The organism is Thermosynechococcus sp., assembly GCF_046299635.1.
Lineage (GTDB): Bacteria > Cyanobacteriota > Cyanobacteriia > Thermosynechococcales > Thermosynechococcaceae > Thermosynechococcus.
This window is the reverse complement of sequence record NZ_JBKBHV010000003.1, coordinates 18,441-34,903: the sequence shown is the minus strand read 5'-3', so window position 1 is coordinate 34,903 and position 16,463 is coordinate 18,441. Positions and strand designations below refer to the sequence as shown.

General features: G+C 54.6%; 11 protein-coding genes and 1 tRNA gene. 1 reads left to right on the top strand and 11 read right to left on the bottom strand.

Going from position 1 to position 16,463, the window contains the following annotated elements:
- Nucleotides 1–13 precede the first annotated feature (13 nt).
- Together ACK4IR_RS01805 and ACK4IR_RS01800 are read right to left on the bottom strand one after the other, a co-directional pair.
- Complete coding sequence (locus ACK4IR_RS01805; protein ID WP_409871788.1) at nt 14–532, bottom strand: cytochrome C; 519 nt, start codon at nt 530–532, stop codon at nt 14–16.
- Entirely contained in the window at nt 504–878 is a 375-nt protein-coding gene (locus ACK4IR_RS01800) for a DUF4346 domain-containing protein (protein ID WP_297050990.1), read from the bottom strand. Before ACK4IR_RS01800 ends, ACK4IR_RS01805 begins: the two co-directional genes overlap by 29 nt.
- Before the next feature lie 120 nt (nt 879–998).
- Here ACK4IR_RS01800 and ACK4IR_RS01795 point away from each other — a divergent pair.
- A tRNA-Met gene (locus ACK4IR_RS01795) sits at nt 999–1,071 on the top strand.
- 18 nt (nt 1,072–1,089) lie between these two features.
- Here ACK4IR_RS01795 and ACK4IR_RS01790 read toward each other — a convergent pair.
- The 9 genes from ACK4IR_RS01790 to ACK4IR_RS01750 all read right to left on the bottom strand — a co-directional run bounded on the left by ACK4IR_RS01790 (nt 1,090) and on the right by ACK4IR_RS01750 (nt 16,462).
- Complete coding sequence (locus tag ACK4IR_RS01790) at nt 1,090–3,759, bottom strand: DEAD/DEAH box helicase (RefSeq protein ID WP_409872023.1); 2,670 nt, start codon at nt 3,757–3,759, stop codon at nt 1,090–1,092.
- Between the two features lie 5 nt (nt 3,760–3,764).
- Nucleotides 3,765–8,003: a response regulator gene (locus tag ACK4IR_RS01785; RefSeq protein ID WP_409871785.1), complete on the bottom strand. Its 4,239-nt coding sequence runs from the start codon at nt 8,001–8,003 to the stop codon at nt 3,765–3,767.
- An 18-nt stretch (nt 8,004–8,021) separates the two neighbouring features.
- Complete coding sequence (locus ACK4IR_RS01780; RefSeq protein WP_409871782.1) at nt 8,022–11,177, bottom strand: methyl-accepting chemotaxis protein; 3,156 nt, start codon at nt 11,175–11,177, stop codon at nt 8,022–8,024.
- A 181-nt stretch (nt 11,178–11,358) separates the two neighbouring features.
- The gene (locus ACK4IR_RS01775; RefSeq protein ID WP_409871779.1) at nt 11,359–11,889 is read right to left on the bottom strand and encodes a chemotaxis protein CheW; all 531 of its coding nucleotides are present in this window, start codon (nt 11,887–11,889) and stop codon (nt 11,359–11,361) included.
- Between the two features lie 5 nt (nt 11,890–11,894).
- Nucleotides 11,895–12,260 (bottom strand): response regulator transcription factor, encoded by a 366-nt coding sequence (locus ACK4IR_RS01770; RefSeq protein WP_149817109.1) that lies wholly within the window; start codon nt 12,258–12,260, stop codon nt 11,895–11,897.
- A gap of 86 nt (nt 12,261–12,346) precedes the next feature.
- Nucleotides 12,347–13,537, bottom strand: a complete 1,191-nt coding sequence (locus ACK4IR_RS01765) for a response regulator (RefSeq protein WP_409871776.1) — start codon at nt 13,535–13,537, stop codon at nt 12,347–12,349.
- Between the two features lie 57 nt (nt 13,538–13,594).
- The gene (locus ACK4IR_RS01760) at nt 13,595–14,230 is read right to left on the bottom strand and encodes a MerR family transcriptional regulator (protein ID WP_409871774.1); all 636 of its coding nucleotides are present in this window, start codon (nt 14,228–14,230) and stop codon (nt 13,595–13,597) included.
- A 321-nt stretch (nt 14,231–14,551) separates the two neighbouring features.
- Nucleotides 14,552–15,874 (bottom strand): 3-phosphoshikimate 1-carboxyvinyltransferase, encoded by a 1,323-nt coding sequence (gene aroA / locus ACK4IR_RS01755; protein ID WP_409871771.1) that lies wholly within the window; start codon nt 15,872–15,874, stop codon nt 14,552–14,554.
- A gap of 48 nt (nt 15,875–15,922) precedes the next feature.
- A complete protein-coding gene (locus ACK4IR_RS01750; protein WP_409871769.1) occupies nt 15,923–16,462 on the bottom strand; it encodes a TIGR04376 family protein in 540 nt (179 codons plus the stop codon).
- Between the last annotated feature and the right edge of the window lies 1 nt (nt 16,463).

The following is a 16,463-nucleotide window of genomic DNA, read 5'->3' as shown; positions in this document are numbered from 1 at the left end:
ATGCCTAAATATTCTAGGGGGAATCCTGCCATTGCGGGCGTAGCTCACGAAAGTTAAACAGGGTGGCCTTGGGATGACATTGAGCACAACCATCGAGGGTGACTGGCTGCGATAGCTCAACACGGGGATGGAGGATGCGAAAGAAGGGCGATCGCCCGACGCGAAAGGGAATTGGGGCATCGTTAGGCAGGGGTCGAGAATAGGTGCGCAAATAGTTCCACAGGGGAACCAACTCGGGGCGGGGAATGGGTTCGAGCGTCGCACCGTAGTGATTGGTATCTTGAATCAGCACCTGCCATGCCTGCGTGGGCAATGTTTCCGGGGGCACTGCCAGATGACAACTGCCACAGCGCCGCAGATAGAGTTGCGCGCCCAACTGGGCATTGAAAGGCAAAACATCAACTGTGCCGCTCAAGTCTGGGGTGGCGATCGCTGCCAAGGCACTCCCCACAAGGGCACAGAGCATTAAAGAAACTGCCCCTACCCCCCAGCGCCAGTGTTGTCTAATCTTGGATATACTCAAGTCCTTCATCCAAACAAAACTGTGCCCGCATCAATTCACGACCGAGATAGGCCGCATGGTCAAACATTGTCACCAGTTGGCGATCCTTTTCAAACAGTTCAATACACAACTCCTTGGCTGTACGACCGCTGAGTACAAGATCGGGTTCCCGCGTTACTTTCCCTCTGGTGGGAATCGGTTCCCCCGTATCGGGATCCACCGCTAAGCCCTTCTCATTAATGTCATTGGGATAGTGTTTCATCCAGATCAACTCTTGCTCAGGGTCAATGTAGATAATGAAATACCCTGCTGGATCAAGATGAATAAATCGCTGCGATAGCTTGTTGTCAAGAGCCGTGCGTTCTGCTTTGCTCAACGCCTATCTTTCCTCTAACAGATCCACTCTTTATTGTACGGTGAACTCGACTTGAATCTGCTGGCCAGAGCCTTGAGTTTTGGGAGATTCGCGTTATAATGAAAATTACGCAAAAATTTCGGCTCAGTAGCTCAGTGGTTAGAGCAGGGGACTCATAAGCCCAAGGTCGCAGGTTCAAATCCCGCCTGAGCCACTCATTTCAGAATTCAAACTATACGGTTGCCGCTTCTAGCTCCACTCCCTCCAGCAAGTCATTCACGGGGAAGCGATCAAGGAGGTAACGTGCCTGCTGAGCACTTTGGCGCAGTTGGGGACTGGTGTGCGGCGCATGGGGAATCTGGGAAAGAAAATCGAGCGTCCGCCGCAGCAATCGCACAATATCGCCGGCATCGAGATTGGTTTCAGCACACAATTCATGCCACGGCGTGCCCAAGGCCCACTGCTCTACTAGGCCAATGAGATCCCATTCGTACCACAGGGGAAAGATAATGCGATAGCGGCGCTGTACCTGAAACAGGCGACGGCGAATCGGACTGAGGGCAGCAAGGCGTTCTTCCACTTCACTGGGAATGGGGTAGTTGCACCAACTGTCGGAACGGGGTGTTTCCGTGACCAGAGCCGCGATCGCCGCCGCCAAGAGATGGGGGGGCAAGTCATCGAGTTCGCCAGAGGCCAAGGCTAAGGCCAACCAGAGTTCGTTTTCGCCACGCAGGGCAGCGGCCATTTCCCCAAGGGGGGTGGGGGTTAGGTCATTAAGGCCGCCAAAGTCTTGTAGGGCAGCAATGAGGGCAAGAAATTGCTCCCAGTGGCGTTGGGACTGTTGATGCAGTTTTTGCTGACGATCGCGCAGTTCCGTTTGCAGCCGTTCTTCGCGACGAACTAAGCGCAGCAGCGCATGGACATTTTGCGGCAGACGCGCTTGCAGTTGGCTGAGTTTGGCTTCAAGGTCAGCAATTTTAGCGGCTTGGGCAGCCACTTCCGGCGCTGGTAAGACCGGTGGCAGATCGGGGAGGGTTCCTAAGTAGTGGCTCGCCTCATTGCAGGGATGACTTTCCCCTAGGCGCAGTTTCATCCCCTCTGGGGGTGGAGGGAGATTATCACAGGGGGGGCGATCGGGATAGACACCCAAAATGTCATCAATGCCAACTACCCGAAAACGACCATCGGCCGCGAGGCACAGCCAGTGGGGCAACTGTCCAGAACCGGCAACAGGTTGACAGAGGGCAGCGGCTAAGGGAGGATGCTCCCGAATCGGGGATTTGATATGCAGCCACGTTCCCGGCAGCACTGCCATCATAAAAGGGAGGAGTTCTTGAGCACGTTCCTGCTCCGCCTGCTGTTCAAGAATTTTCAGAAGCCGTTGATCCTGCCGTAGCCGTTCCCGCAGCTTTTGATACTGCGCCAGTTGCTGCCGATCAATGCCGGTAAGGCGTTGTTGTACGGTTTGCAGCTCTGTTTCTAGTTGGGCGATCGCCTGCCGTTGCGGTGTCAGTTGCAATGTGGCCAAGTACTGGCCAAAACTACGCTCCACCAATTCCCGTGCTTCTTCGAGAGTGTGGCGTTGCAACAGATTCAAGACCATGCCATAGCTGGGGGTAAATTGACTCATCAGGGGATCGGGAGCAGCTGTAGCCAAAAACGCCGCCTCATGGGCACCCTCAAAGGGGGTTTGCAAGGTAACCACATGACCCACAGTATCCATGCCCCGCCGCCCGGCTCGTCCTGCCATTTGCAGAAATTCCGAGGCTGTCAAGAGCCGATGACCGCTGTCGGTGCGCTTCGAGAGCGTAGAAATCACAGTAGTGCGCGCGGGCATATTGATCCCTGCCGCTAGGGTTTCCGTGGCAAAGACAAGTTTGATCAGGCCTTCCTGAAAGAGGGTTTCCACCAGGGTTTTCACCACAGGTAGCACCCCAGCATGGTGAGCGGCAATCCCTTGGTAGAGGGGGGCAATCATTTCCGGGGCGACAATGTCCTGATGCTGGCTTAGAAAAGTTTCAACCCGCTCAGCCAGTGCCTGTTGTTCAGCCTTGGTGAGGAGATTCATGCCCAAGACCTCTTGAACTGCTTGGTCACAACCCCGGCGACTAAAGATAAAGTAAATGGCCGGCAGCATCTCCCGCTGTTGCAGTTGGCTGACCACATAGCGGATGCTCAAAAAGTCTCGCTTGCTGCCGCGTCGCCGCAGTTCCGGCTGGCCGTGGAGTTTGGGGTTGAGGCGTTTGCGTTGGCCATCCAAGAGGGGAAAGAGTCCCTTGCCATTGCAGAAGTAAAAGTGCAGTGGAATTGGTCGCCAGTCGGAGTAGATGAGTTCAGCCTCCCCATGAACGGATTGAATCCAGTCGGTGAGTTGCTCGCCGTTGGCGATCGTGGCAGAGAGAGCCACCAGTTGAATTTCCTTGGGGCAGTAGATGATGGATTCTTCCCAAACGGTGCCCCGTTGGCGATCGTTCATGTAGTGGCATTCATCGAGCACCACCACTTCTACCCCCGCAAGGGAGGTACCCACTTCACCAATGGGGGTGCCGTAGAGCATATTGCGGAAAATTTCCGTTGTCATTACCAGAATCGGGGCATCACGGTTAATCGAGACATCCCCGGTCAAGAGGCCGACCTGCTCCGTACCAAACTGCTGCTGAAAGTCACGCCACTTCTGGTTCGAGAGCGCCTTCAAAGGGGTGGTGTAAAAGACCCGCTGCTGCCGCATCAGGGCACGGTGAATCGCATACTCACCAATGAGGGTTTTCCCTGACCCCGTAGGAGCACAGACCACCACCGAGCGACCCGCCTCAAGGGCAGCGATCGCCGCTTCTTGAAAGGCATCCAGTTGAAAGGGGAGTTGGGCAAGAAAGTCAGCTAGGGCAGGCGATCGCTCACGCATGGGATTCATGGAGTAGGTGTCGGCTCCTGCTGCACAAGGACTTCACCCCTGAGGAGGCGCGCAGCGGCATCCAGTAATTGCTCCTCTAGATAGGGCTTCGTAAAGTAACCCCGTGCCCCTAGTTGGGCAGCCATCTTGCGGTGGCGATCGGCACCCCGTGAGGTCAGCATGGCGATCGGTAAATGGTTGAGTTTGGGATCCTTCTGAATCCGTGAGAGCAACTCCAAGCCATCCATGCGCGGCATCTCAATGTCACAGAAGACCAAGTCACAGGGTAAGCCCGAACGCAGTTTTTCCCACGCATCTTGACCATCCCGTGCCTGCTCAACGCGATAGCCCGCCCGCGTAAACGTCATTGAGAGCAACTCCCGCACCGTAATCGAGTCATCAACGATCAGTACCAAGGGTTCGGAGGCTTCCTCTGGTTCCGCAACATCCACTGTGTAGCCAAATCCACGCCAATCGCGATCCATGCGTCCTAAGGAGAGATCAATAATCTCCAGTACGTCGGCGATCGCCATTGCGCGGCCATCCCCTTGAACGGTTACCCCAGCCACACCCACCGGCTTCGGCACAGGACCCGACAACTGTTTGATCACGATTTCCTGTTCGCCGATGACCTGATCCACCTCCATGGCCACAAGATCATCGCCACTGCGCAGCACGACAATCGAGACCATGCCATCATCTTGGGTACTCCCGCCATAGACATTGCTACGGCTAATGTTGCGGCTGTACTTCAGCAAGTCCCCAAGTTTACGCACCGGCAGCGGGCGATCGTGCCACGAGAGGACACGTTGACCATCTTCTAGGGTTTGGATGCGCTCTTGAGGAATATCCAGCATATCCTCCACGCCGTCAATGGGGAAGGCAATGCGGCAGTGGTTATCAATGCAGCAGAGGGCTTTGGTAATGCTCAGGGTCAGCGGCAAGCGGATGGTAAACGTCGTCCCTTTGCCCACGGTGGAGTCAATGTTAATCGTGCCGCGAATGTCCTCCAGATTTTTGCGCACCACATCCATCCCCACACCGCGACCGGCCAGGGCATCCGCTTGATCTTTGGTGCTAAATCCAGACTGGAAGAGGAAGGCATAGACCTCTTGGCGCGACAGGCTGGGGGCATCCGCCTCCTTCAGGAGACCCTTCTCAATGGCCTTGCGTTTTACTCGTTCGGGGTCAATCCCCGCCCCATCGTCACTGACGGAGATAATCGCTTGACTACCTTGGTAAAAAGCCCGCACGCGAATCAGCCCTTTTTCCGGTTTGCCCAAGCGCCGCCGCTCTTCGGGGGGTTCAATACCGTGATAGACGGCGTTATTGATCAGGTGGGTCATCGGGTCAAAGAGCTTTTCGAGGATGCCCTTGTCAATGAGCGTATCCTCCCCTTCAATCTTTAGTTCCACCTGTTTGTTGATGGTACTAGCCACGCGGCGCACAGCTCCTGGTAAACGGGCAGACATTTCACGGAAGGGCACCATGCGTGAGCGGCTCAAGCCCTCTTGGACTTGAGTGGTGACTTGCCGAAATTGTCGCGCTACCTGCTCTACTTCATCAACGACGTATTCGATGTCATCTGCTGCCTCCCGTATCCGCACAATCCGCTCAATGATTTCTTGGGAGAGGGTGTGGAAGCCGGTAAAGCGATCCATTTCTAGGGCATCAAACTCAACCCCTGTGGCGTGGGTTCCCCGCTCCCCTTGGCCGTTGGCTGCCCGGGCTGTCCTTATCCCCAGCAGTGAACTCTCAAGGAGCGATCGCTCGTAGAGGTCTTGCATCTGTTGGCTGACCTCCCCTAGTTGTTGCACTTGGTAGAGCAAATTATCGAGAAACTGCCGCAGGCGTTCTTGGGTGTCTTCCAGGCTATTGCGGTTGACCACCAACTCCCCAACGAGGTTACTCAGGGTGTCGAGGTGACGTACCGGTACGCGCATGGTTTGTTCTACCAAGGAGCCACCTTTTGCTGCTGCTCCTGTTCGCCGCGGGGTGGCCGCCTTCGCACTACTTCCTGCGGGTTGGGGAATTAATTTCTCTAAATCGGCAAAACTATCCTCAACGGTGGCGGGTGCTGGGGTGGGTGCCGCAGGTGTGGCTTGACCCAAGAGTTGCTCTAGATCCTCAAAGGCTGGCGGAGGTGGCGTCGCCGTCTCTAAAAGCTGATCCAATTCGCTGAACGTGGCAGACTCTGGTGGGGTTGTACTGGTTATACTTTGCTCAATCAACCCCTCCAATTCCTCTAGGACGCTTTCGGGGCTAGCAGGCACAGTGGCATCATTCACCAGTGCTTCCAGTTCTGCCATGCTGGTCGCTTCAGGGGAGAGGATCGATTCCTCTGCCACCACGTCGAGTTCCGGGATGCCGGCAACTTCAGGCGACGGGACAGACTCTTCAAGGAGTGATTCTAGCTCGGCAATGCTGGTAACCTCAGAAGAGGGTACAACCTCCTCTGTTGGTACTTCAGGTTCAGCAGCTGCTGTGAACTCAGGAAGACTCGGCTCAGCGATCGCCGCCGCCTCCGAGGCGGATAGGGTTTCTGCCCAAGGATCATCAGTGCTTGGCGGGGTAACAAATTCTGCGAGGGCTTCTTCCACCGCATTATCCACGACCAAGTTTTCCAGGACATCATTGAGACCCGGCACCTCATCGAGAAACTCTGCCACATCCTCAGTAACATCGCCAAAAGCGGCCACCTCCATCTCCTCTTCTAGGGGAAGCAGATCTGGGGTATCTGTGGCCTCACCCAAGAAGTCTTCTAGGGAAGCAACTGCCTCATCAAGAGCGGCCATCTCTGGGGGGGCTTCCTCAGTGAATTGTTCAAGGAAGGCATCTAGACCAAGTTCGGCTGTTTCTGCAGTTGCACTCTCCTCAGCAGGACTGTCAAGTGTCAAGGGCGCCTCAAGAGCCTCAGCCATGCTTTCGGCGATCGCTGGCGGCGTGAGATCATCGAGGGATACTTCCGCCACCTCCGCAGAAACCACCTCACCAGAGAGTTCTTCAATTTCATCGAGGATGGCATCGAGGCTGGGTTCTGCTTCAGGCAATTCCTCAGCAGCGGTCATGTTCAAAAAGTCGGAAATCTCCTCATCAAAGGCGGCTTCATCCCCCAGCCCTAAACTGGCCAAATCCTCCTCAAGAGTGTCCTCCAACCAGTCTGTCGGCAGTGCCGTTGCATCACTAAAAATGTCACTCAATTCTTGGAAATCAGTCCTGCTCTCTTCACCGAAAACAGTGACACCATTGCCACCGCTGGCTGTTGGCGCCATTGGCTCAGAAATCTCTTCTTCAGGTAGACTGGCCTCCGGCGGCGCTACCGAGGAGGCAACTTCGGGGGGAGCTGGTGGTATTTCAGGGCTCACGGGTGCCACAGCCGCGGCTTCTGGCGCTTCTGGCACAACAGCCGGAGCTTCCTCAACTAAAGGGGGCTGAAGCGCCACTAAACTATCGCTAGGGCGAATAGCACTGCCTTGACCATTCAGCACCAAGTCGCGAGCTGCCATAATCTCTTTGATCACCACCGGTGCCAAAGCCGTGAGGGGCTGAGCAGTGTTACTCACCACCTGTTGGGCGATCGCCAGCAGTTCAACCCATTCAGGCAGCGCAAAGGTTTCCCCCAATTGACCCAGATTAGAACAGGCCTCCGCCAATTCTTGGCGCACTTGGGGTGAATCAGGCTGCTTAAAGAGTTGCAACATTGCCCGCAGGCGATCGGGCACCTCCGTTTGAAAGACTAAGCGATAACTCGAATCGGCAACGGGTTGTACCGGCGGTTTAACGGGTTCTGCCACGGCTGCAGAAGGAGCAACCACAGGAGGCGCCGCCTCTGCTCCTTGGGTCAGGCGGCTTAAGTGGGCTTGCAGTTGATTAAAGACCGGCTCCACCCGATTCAGCGTTGCGGTTGCTGTCTCCTCCGTCAAACCAAAGGGGCCTTGCAATTCATCGAGGAGTTCCCGCAGCGCATCAAAGGCTTGCAAAAACAACTGCTCTAGGGTTTCATCCACCGTTACGGGGTGTTCCCGCAGGATTTTGAAGTAATCCTCCAGCTTGTGGGCCGTGTGTTGAATACTGTGCAGCCCGAGCATTGCCGCCCCCCCTTTGACCGAGTGCGCCGCCCGAAACATTTCACTCATGGCCTCGGGGTCATTGACCACCTGCTGAAGATTCATCAAACTGTCTTCAATGGTGGTCAGGTGTTCCTGCGCCTCCTCAATGAAGTAGCCGAGAATGCGCTTTTGTTGATCGCTTTGCATAGCCCCCTCCCGGATTGCTTAGGCTTGATCTTCAATATTTTCAACGCGGAACCGTTCCACCGATGCCTGCAAGTTGCGTGCCACACTCACTAGACCTTGCAACGAGTCGGACACCCGCTGTGCCTCCTGAGAAGTGGCCTGCGCTGTCAACTCAATGGATTGCATCACCTGAGCCATGGCGCGTGCCGATTCTGTTTGTTCGACCGTAGCGTTGGTAATCGAGCGCACAAGCGTATCAATTTGCGACGACACTTGGATAATGTCCTCGAGAGCATGCTTGGCCTGTTCTGCCCGCTTGGTTCCCTCAATCACCTGTTGGGTGCCCTCTTCCATTGCCGTCATCACGGCACCGGTTTCACTTTGAATTTGCAATACAATTTGTTCAATTTCCTTCGAGGCCTTTGCCGAGCGATCGGCGAGTTGCCGCACCTCATCGGCCACCACCGCAAAACCGCGACCGGCTTCCCCGGCCCGTGCGGCCTCAATACTGGCGTTCAAGGCCAAGAGATTCGTGCGGTTGGCGATTGATGAGATCACACCGACAATCTTGGCAATCTCCTGGGACGATTCCGCGAGGCGTTTCACCTTGCGAGTGGTCTCTGCCACCGTTTCGCGAATCTGTAAAATACCCGCCACCGTGCGTTCCACCGCCTCACCGCCACGGAGGGCTGTTTCTGAGGCATTGCGTGCCACTTCATTGGCTTCTTGGGCACTTTCGGCCACCCGCTGAATAGCATTCGTCATCATCTGCACCGAGTTTAGGGTGACGGCTAGCTCCTCCGCTTGCCGCAGGGCATCTGCTGAAAGGCTACGGGCAAAGGTTTCGTTTTCGGCGGCACCGCGACTCACCTGCTGGGCAGCAATCTTCACCTGTTGCACAATCGTACGCAGGTTGTGAATCGTCAGGTTAAAGGAGTCCGCCACTGCCCCAAGCACATCCGCTGTCACTTCTGCTTGTACGGTCAGGTCACCTCGGGCAGCCCCCTCCACATCATCAAGGAGGCGAATCACTTGACGCTGCAAATCATCCCGCTGCCGTTCGTTTTCCTCTGCTTTTTTCTGGGCATCAGCGGTAATTTGCTGGATGGTATCCGTCATTTGGTTAAAGCTTTGGGCTAAAAGCCCTAGCTCATCGTTAATGGTGACCGGCATCCGCGCCGTCATCTCACCGGCAATCACGGCATTACACTGTGCCTGCAAATCCGTACAAAAACGCTTGATGCGACTGACGCTGCGCTGCCCCATCGCATAGACGGCCACTCCGGCGGTGAGACCAGCAGCAGTACCACTAACCAACGGCGCAGGGCCAGGGGCACTAAAGCCTAAACTGACCGCACCGGCAGCCAAAGCGGAGAGTACGCCGGTGGTTACTGCCGATGTAATATTTTGTTGGCCAAAGGAACTCGTGGCTGTTGTGGCTGCTGGAACGGTTCCAGCCACAGGACTAGGACTACGGGAAGGAGTTGGCGGAGTAGCCACTGGTGCTGCAATGGACACTTTCTCGGTAAAGGCCGAGAGATCCTGACTTTCTGGAGGGACTGTGGCTTCAGCACGGCTGGCGGTGCTTTGGCTCAGGTCGAGGCTAAAATCGGCTAACTCGTCTAGACCTTGCTGGCTGAGATCAAATTCGTCCGGTAAAACCGCAAAGGTCTCTGTACCCGCATCAGTCATGCTGGTTGTTTCCGCACTGCCTGTGCCCATTCCATGCGCTTGGGGATTGGCGATCGTCATTTCATCGTCAAAAGCAGCACCTGAAGTTTCTGCATTACCGAAGGACAAATCGTCTAAGTTAAAATCAGCAATTGATTCACAGGGTTCAGCACCCCCAGGGCTAGCTTCCCCTTCAGCGATCGCTGGTGCCTCTGGCTTCCTCGCGTCTTTGGCAACGGCTTCACGTCCGGGAAACTCAGACATCGCGAGCGTTGGCTCATCCTCAAAGCTGGCGGGGTCAAAGGCCTCAGGAGACAGGGGTTCTGCCACAATATCTGGGGCTTCAAAAGCCTCAAAGGAAGCTGAGAAGCCACCAAAGAGATCGTCTTCCTCCTCGGTAGCATGATAAGAACTCAGTTCGGGCTGCGGCAACAGCTTAATGGCCTCTGCCGTCTCATTGGTTAGCAAATCACTGATACCAGCAGCAGAGGTAGAGACTTCAGGAACGTTGGTCGCAGCAGATTCCGTCAGATTTGGAAAGAGGTTCTCTTCAGAAATGCTTGCTGCTGGGGATTCCTCAATATCACCAAAGAGACTTTCTCCCGAAGTAGTTGCCGCTGGAGATTCCTCCAGCCCCGGAAAAAGACTCTCCTCAGGTGCGGCAGCGGCTAGTGGTGCCATTTCAGCGGCAAAGGGATCATCAAATGTTTCTAGGGAGGGCGGTGTCATTTCTTGAAAAGGTTCTACTGCACTTTCTGGCGCCTCAGCATTAAAAATAGGGCTGGCCGGTTCGGACGGGGTTAAAGGAGAACTTCCCATGAGGAGCGTGACTTCCTCATCCCCAATGGCTTCAGTACCTAGGGGTTGCACCGATTCTCCAATGGGAATTTCTGGAATGTCAGCCACTTCAGATACCGCATCTTCAAAAGCATCAGCAGAAAAGGCAAAGGGGTCTTGGATTGGTGCATCTTCGTCGAAGGGGTTAAAGGTACCCTCTTCTAAACTGACGCCTAGTTCCTCCTCAATGCCTGCAATTTCCGGATCGTCAAAGGGGTTGCTTGTCCCTAAATCGCTGCCAAAGTCATCAAAGTGTTCAAGCCTGAATGTTTCAAGGGGGTTTATAGCTTGGGTCTCCTCAATGGGTGGGGTAGTCTGGAGAAAGGTATTGTCCCCCTGAAGTTGGGTGTGATCTCCTTGCAGGGTGGCGTGGTGTTCTTCGCCCCCATTCTTGGCACGTTCAGCAGCAGGAATCAAATCCTTGATCTTAGCGAGGCTCTCGTTGGCTAGATTGATTAATTCTGGATCAGTTGTGGCATTGAGAACCGCATGGTACTGCTCTTGAGCTTCGCTGTAGCGCTGTTGGCAGCAGTAAATGTGCCCCCGCAGCAGCCGTAGGTTGGGATCGCCCGGTCGGGTGCCCACCAACTGGTCGGTGATTTTAGCCGCTTCTTCATAGTTGCCTTGCACATAAGCGGCGACTGCTTTTTGATATTCTTGGGTGTGTTGGGTGCTGCTGGATGCCATGGGCTTACTCCCATAATGGACAATGACAAGGGGCGGATAATTCTAAGGACTAAATCAAGGAAGCTTTAATTACAAAGTATGCGCCAATTCCTGGGAAAGGTATCACAGGGGTGTTAATTTTCCTAAAGTGACTGGTGTAGATGAGTTCCATTGAGATTCTTGAGATTCTACTTTTTCTAGTTTAGAGTCCCCAGCGAGCACTGCGTAAAATAGCAAGGGGATCTAAGAGCTTAACAATGTCCTGTTGCTCGGCATCAAAAACCCATTCGCCGCGTACAAAGGGAGCCATCTGATCGCTGACATGGGTAGCCGGCTTAATGGTGTCATTGTTGAGCCACTCCATGCCTCGGACCTGATGAACCGCTAGCCCTACCATTAACTCATCATCCTCAATGGCAATAATCGATAGCTCGGAGCGATCGGTATTCAAGGGAGTTTCATCTCCCAGAAATTTACCGGTATCCGCTACCCAAATCACCTGCCCCCGCAAGTTCAAAATCCCCAGTAGCAGATTGGAAGTATTGGGCACTGGGGTAATGCGATCGGGAGTCACAGCCACAACTTCGCGCACCCCAATAGCCGGTAGGGCTAGGGTATCACCGCTAGGGATCGTAAAGAGGATATGCAAATCCCCCTCTGGGGTTCTGAGGTCATCGATATTGCCGCTTTCGAGGGGGGCATTGGTTGCGAGTAGATCCGAGCTACTAAACATCTTTTTTAGCCTCGCAAGAGTTGCTTGATGGTGCCAACGAGTTCTTTGGGGTCAAAGGGCTTCGTAATGTACGCATCAGCCCCCTGTTTCATGCCCCAATAGCGATCAAACTCCTCACCTTTGGAGCTACAGATAACTACGGGAATCGATTGGGTGCGGGGGTCAGACTTAATTTGGCGGCAGACTTCATACCCATTCATACGGGGCATGACAATGTCGAGAACCACCACATCTGGAGTGCTCTGCTGCAATTGCTCCATTGCCTCGACACCATCGGTGGCAACCGTCACTTCAAAGCCTGTTTTCGCTAGCAATTCGCTAATCATTTCCCGCTGGGGTGGACTATCTTCGACAACTAAGACTTTACTCATAGGAGGTTACACGTAGAATTAAGGGGTTGCTTTATATTCTAAAAGCCTAAGAGGATGACAGGTGGATGACAGCCAACCTGCGGAGGTTAACGGGGCGTCTCGAGGCCTGATTTTGGTTCTAGCACGTCGCCAAAGGACTCGTCTGTTAAGGAGGTTACAGGTGGAGCCGCACCAATATAATGATGCGTAATTGTTAACAATTCTTGAGTTGAAAAGGGCTTGCTGAGGTAATCAGTGGCACCGGCTACCTTGGCTCGCAGGCGATCGCTCCAACCGACGAGGCTAGTCAGCATAATAATCGGCGTATAACGGAAGCGAGGCGTGTGTCGTAGCAAAGTGCAAAATTCATAGCCATCCAATTCGGGCATGGCAATATCGAGGAAAATCAGGTCGGGGTTGAGTTGGAAAATGAGACTCAAGGCGGTCAAGGGATGGGCGATCGCCGTGGCTTCATAGCCCGCTGCTTGAAGCGTGGACTCAACGACTTGACGGACAGTGGCGGCATCATCCACACACACGACACGAGGCGATCGCCGCCAAGAGAGGGGTGGAAATGTACGGGTGTGGCCATTGGTTCCCCAAGAACTAACTTGTAGGTACCCTTGATGCAGGTAGGGCAGCAGGAGTTTGCCCACAGTCACCCCATCCCGTCCCAGTTGCCGACTCAGACGGCGCAACGTAATCCGCTCGCGCACGAAGGGTTCGAGTTGGCGAAACCACTGATCCGCTGGATCGTTGCCCGTGGGTTTAATATCCGTCAGCTCGAGGGATTGATCGAGGGAACGCAAATCGGGATGAAGCTTTTTCCATTCCCGCAGATGACTCAGGCTGTCATTGAGCAGCGCTGTCAAGGAGAGATTGTGCCATTGGGGGGTAAGGGGACTCGCACTATAAAATTTGAACCAAGCGCGATTGAGGCTAACAACGTCAAAGAGACTTTCCCGCAGCAGCGCACGCCACACGCTATGGATTTGACTGAGCTTGCAGTGATCGAGGAGCCACCAGAGGCATTCGTATTCCACCCAACTAGCACCGGCTTTGCTTTCGATGAAGCTATCGGGACTCGGCCAAGGAATGCCCTGTCCATAAAGGAGATCCTGCAATCGCTCTAAACTGTGGCTGTGGCGATCGGCAATATAAACCAAATGACCATGATTCAAGAAGAGAAGCCACGTATGACCGGCGTCATCTTCGAGGTACAGTTCCCCCGTGCGCTGGCCAAGGGCAAGGGTTTGGCACAGCGTGTAAATATCCGTATCGTTGAGGCATCCTTCCATGGCGCTATTATAGCGATCGCCAGCGGGCTAACTGCGACACGGGAAATCTGGCCTGAGTTATCGCTGAGTGTAAGTGGAGAGCAATTGCACCAGTTGCTTGACGAGGGCTTCTTGATCGCGATTGATCTGCGGGAAGTTAAAGTCATCGCGAATGTGTACCTCGAACCCCGGCACCACCTCAATGCGCTTCCAAGACTCCGGTTGCGGTGAATGGCTGGCGGGCGGCACCTCACGGCGGCTGACACTGGTACTGACGCGCATGGGCTCCCCATAGCGATGCTCGGAGCGATCCTGCACCTGCTGCAAAAAGGCCAAGGCTGGGTTGATCGGAGGTGGATTCAATTGAAGATGAACCCCCTGCTCAAGGAGTGCCCGCAGTTCTGGGGTGCTCATGCGATACACCAGCTTGTAGATGGCCCCTGCGGTGTAGCCCTCCATCAAGAGCCGCCGCACCACGAGCAATTGCACAAGATGGCGATAGCCGTAGCGCCCTTCACGGCCAATGCGGGTGGGGCGATCAATCAACTTGCAGGAGGTGTAATGGCGCACTAGACGCGGGTTGACCTCTTCCAACACACGGTTTTTGGAGTCCTCCTGGGGGAGGTGCTGGGGCAAGAGTTCGTTGGCGATTTCCACCAACTCATCTAATGACCATTGATCCTGAACGTGGATGAAATCTTGAATTGTTGCCATGATGAACAAACACAGCCTTTTTTGAACGAAAAAACAAAGAAGCCAGTTGGAGAGGGATTGACCTGTCCTAGGTGAAACGCAAGGGCGCTCCTAGAGCAGGCGTGAAACTATATTATCGTATTTTTTTGGTTCTGTATCATTTTGGGTCTCATCTAGTGTTCCAATTGTCAAGGAAGGTAAACACACGAATATTAGAAGACTACGAAGGATTTAACGCAACGCAAAGCTGCATTGTGCCACCAAAACAATTTATTTGATGCTAGCATACAGCGTTTGGTGTTGAGCAAAGTTCTCCCAAAAATTACTGGGATTTTTGTGCTTTCAAGCAATTTGTTGCAGAGTTGTTACAAATTCTGGATAGGAGATGGCTGCTGCACTGGCGTTGTGAATGTGGCTTGTTCCTGTGGCATTGAGGGCAGCGATCGCCAGACTCATGGCCATGCGATGATCACGGTAGGTTTCCACATGGGTACCTTGCAAGGGCACACCCCCCTGAATATCAAGACCATCACTGAGTTCAGTAACCCTAGCCCCCATTTTTTGCAATTCTGTGGCCACCGCTTGGAGGCGATCGCTCTCCTTTACCCGCAGTTCTGCGGCATCGCGAATTTCGGTGACTCCCTCGGCAAAGGCCGCCGCCACGGCCAAAATCGGAATCTCATCAATTAAGCGGGGAATCAATGCACCGCCAATCCGGGTTCCCTTGAGCTTTGCCGATCGCACCCGCAGATCTGCCACCGGTTCGCCGGTGACAAGCCGCCCATTTTCAAGGGTAATCTCGGCTCCCATTGCCCAAAGAACGTCGAGAATGCCCGTGCGGGTGGGGTTGATGCCCACATTGGTCAGCAGCAGTTCTGAACCGGGGAGAATGGACGCTGCCACCAACCAAAAGGCGGCTGAACTAATGTCACCGGGGACAATGACCTTTTGCCCCTTTAGAACCGCCGGCCCTTCCAGCGTCACCGTACAGGTGGCCTCATCCACCGCCACACAGGCCCCGAAAGCCTGAAGCATGCGTTCACTGTGATCCCGTGAGCGGTGGGGTTCGTGAATAATAGTAGTGCCCTCGGTGTGGAGAGCGGCCAGCAAGAGCGCTGATTTCACCTGCGCCGAGGCAATGGGACTGTAGTAGGTAATGGGTTCTAAGGGCTGCCCCAAAACGGCCAAGGGAGCACGGCTGTGGTGTTGACGCCCCCAAATCTGGGCACCCATCTGCAACAGGGGGGTAACGACCCGCGCCATGGGGCGGGATCGCAATGAGGCATCTCCGGTGATTGTAAAAAAGCGACCCGTTTGCGCTGCCAATACTCCCAGCAGTAGTCGCATCGTCGTACCAGAGTTGCCGGCATTCAGCACATCTCCGGGTTCTTGCAGATGGCCAATCCCCAAGCCTTGAACCGTGACCGCTGTGGCATTGAGATGCGAAATCTCAGCACCAAGGGCGCGGAAACAGGCAGCGGTACTACAGGTATCCTCCCCCACGAGCAGACCTTCAATATAGGTAGTGCCCTCTGCCATTGCCCCCAACATCAGGGCACGGTGGGAAATGGATTTATCGCCCGGTACTTGGAGGGTACCCCGCAGGGGATGGCCATCGGCCTGAATCTGCCAAGTGTCGTCGGATGTAATCTGAATAACCGCCATGGAACCTTTGGATAAAACCGCGTTCTCGATTGTCCCACGTCTGTTGCGCTATCGCCCCATCGAGCGTTTCAGTTCCTCAAGGGCAGTTTGCAGTTCCAAGCGGCGAAACTCAGCTTCAATGGGATCATTGAGGTCACTGGTCATGGACGGTGGCGGGGGGGGTGGCGGTGGCGCACTGGCGGTAGGAACGCGGTTCATCACTTCCCGCCGGCGATCGCGAATCTTTTGCAGCAACTGCTGGGTAACAGGAATTTGATTCAGGGCATTGAGGCGCTGCGTCCACCATTGCTCTCCGCGTTGGCGTAATTCAGCCTCCCGTTGCTGTGCCAATTCCGCAAGGTCAGGGCGTTGAGCTGCCATCGCCGTTTGGATGCGATCGCGCCAGCGGCGAATTTCAGAAACAAGGCTGAGAATTTGCTGTTCACAGGTATTGACTTCCTGTTGCAACCGCAGCAGTCGCTCCTGGGTTTCCCGTTCCTGATCCTCCAGCTCCAGCAGCAGCAGATTGAGTTCAAGCTGCGGATTGGCACGGATAAAATCCTCCAGTTTTTGCTCTAGAAATGCATTCAAGTCGCGGAAAAAACTCATG

Coding starts and splice junctions, on each gene's coding strand:
- ACK4IR_RS01770 (WP_149817109.1), bottom strand. CDS start 12,260: ATGAGTAAAGTCTTAGTTGTCGAAGATAGTCCACCCCAGCGGGAAATG.
- ACK4IR_RS01765 (WP_409871776.1), bottom strand. CDS start 13,537: ATGGAAGGATGCCTCAACGATACGGATATTTACACGCTGTGCCAAACC.
- ACK4IR_RS01760 (WP_409871774.1), bottom strand. CDS start 14,230: ATGGCAACAATTCAAGATTTCATCCACGTTCAGGATCAATGGTCATTA.
- ACK4IR_RS01785 (WP_409871785.1), bottom strand. CDS start 8,003: ATGCAAAGCGATCAACAAAAGCGCATTCTCGGCTACTTCATTGAGGAG.
- ACK4IR_RS01775 (WP_409871779.1), bottom strand. CDS start 11,889: ATGTTTAGTAGCTCGGATCTACTCGCAACCAATGCCCCCCTCGAAAGC.
- ACK4IR_RS01790 (WP_409872023.1), bottom strand. CDS start 3,759: ATGCGTGAGCGATCGCCTGCCCTAGCTGACTTTCTTGCCCAACTCCCC.
- ACK4IR_RS01750 (WP_409871769.1), bottom strand. CDS start 16,462: ATGAGTTTTTTCCGCGACTTGAATGCATTTCTAGAGCAAAAACTGGAG.
- ACK4IR_RS01805 (WP_409871788.1), bottom strand. CDS start 532: ATGAAGGACTTGAGTATATCCAAGATTAGACAACACTGGCGCTGGGGG.
- aroA (WP_409871771.1), bottom strand. CDS start 15,874: ATGGCGGTTATTCAGATTACATCCGACGACACTTGGCAGATTCAGGCC.
- ACK4IR_RS01780 (WP_409871782.1), bottom strand. CDS start 11,177: ATGGCATCCAGCAGCACCCAACACACCCAAGAATATCAAAAAGCAGTC.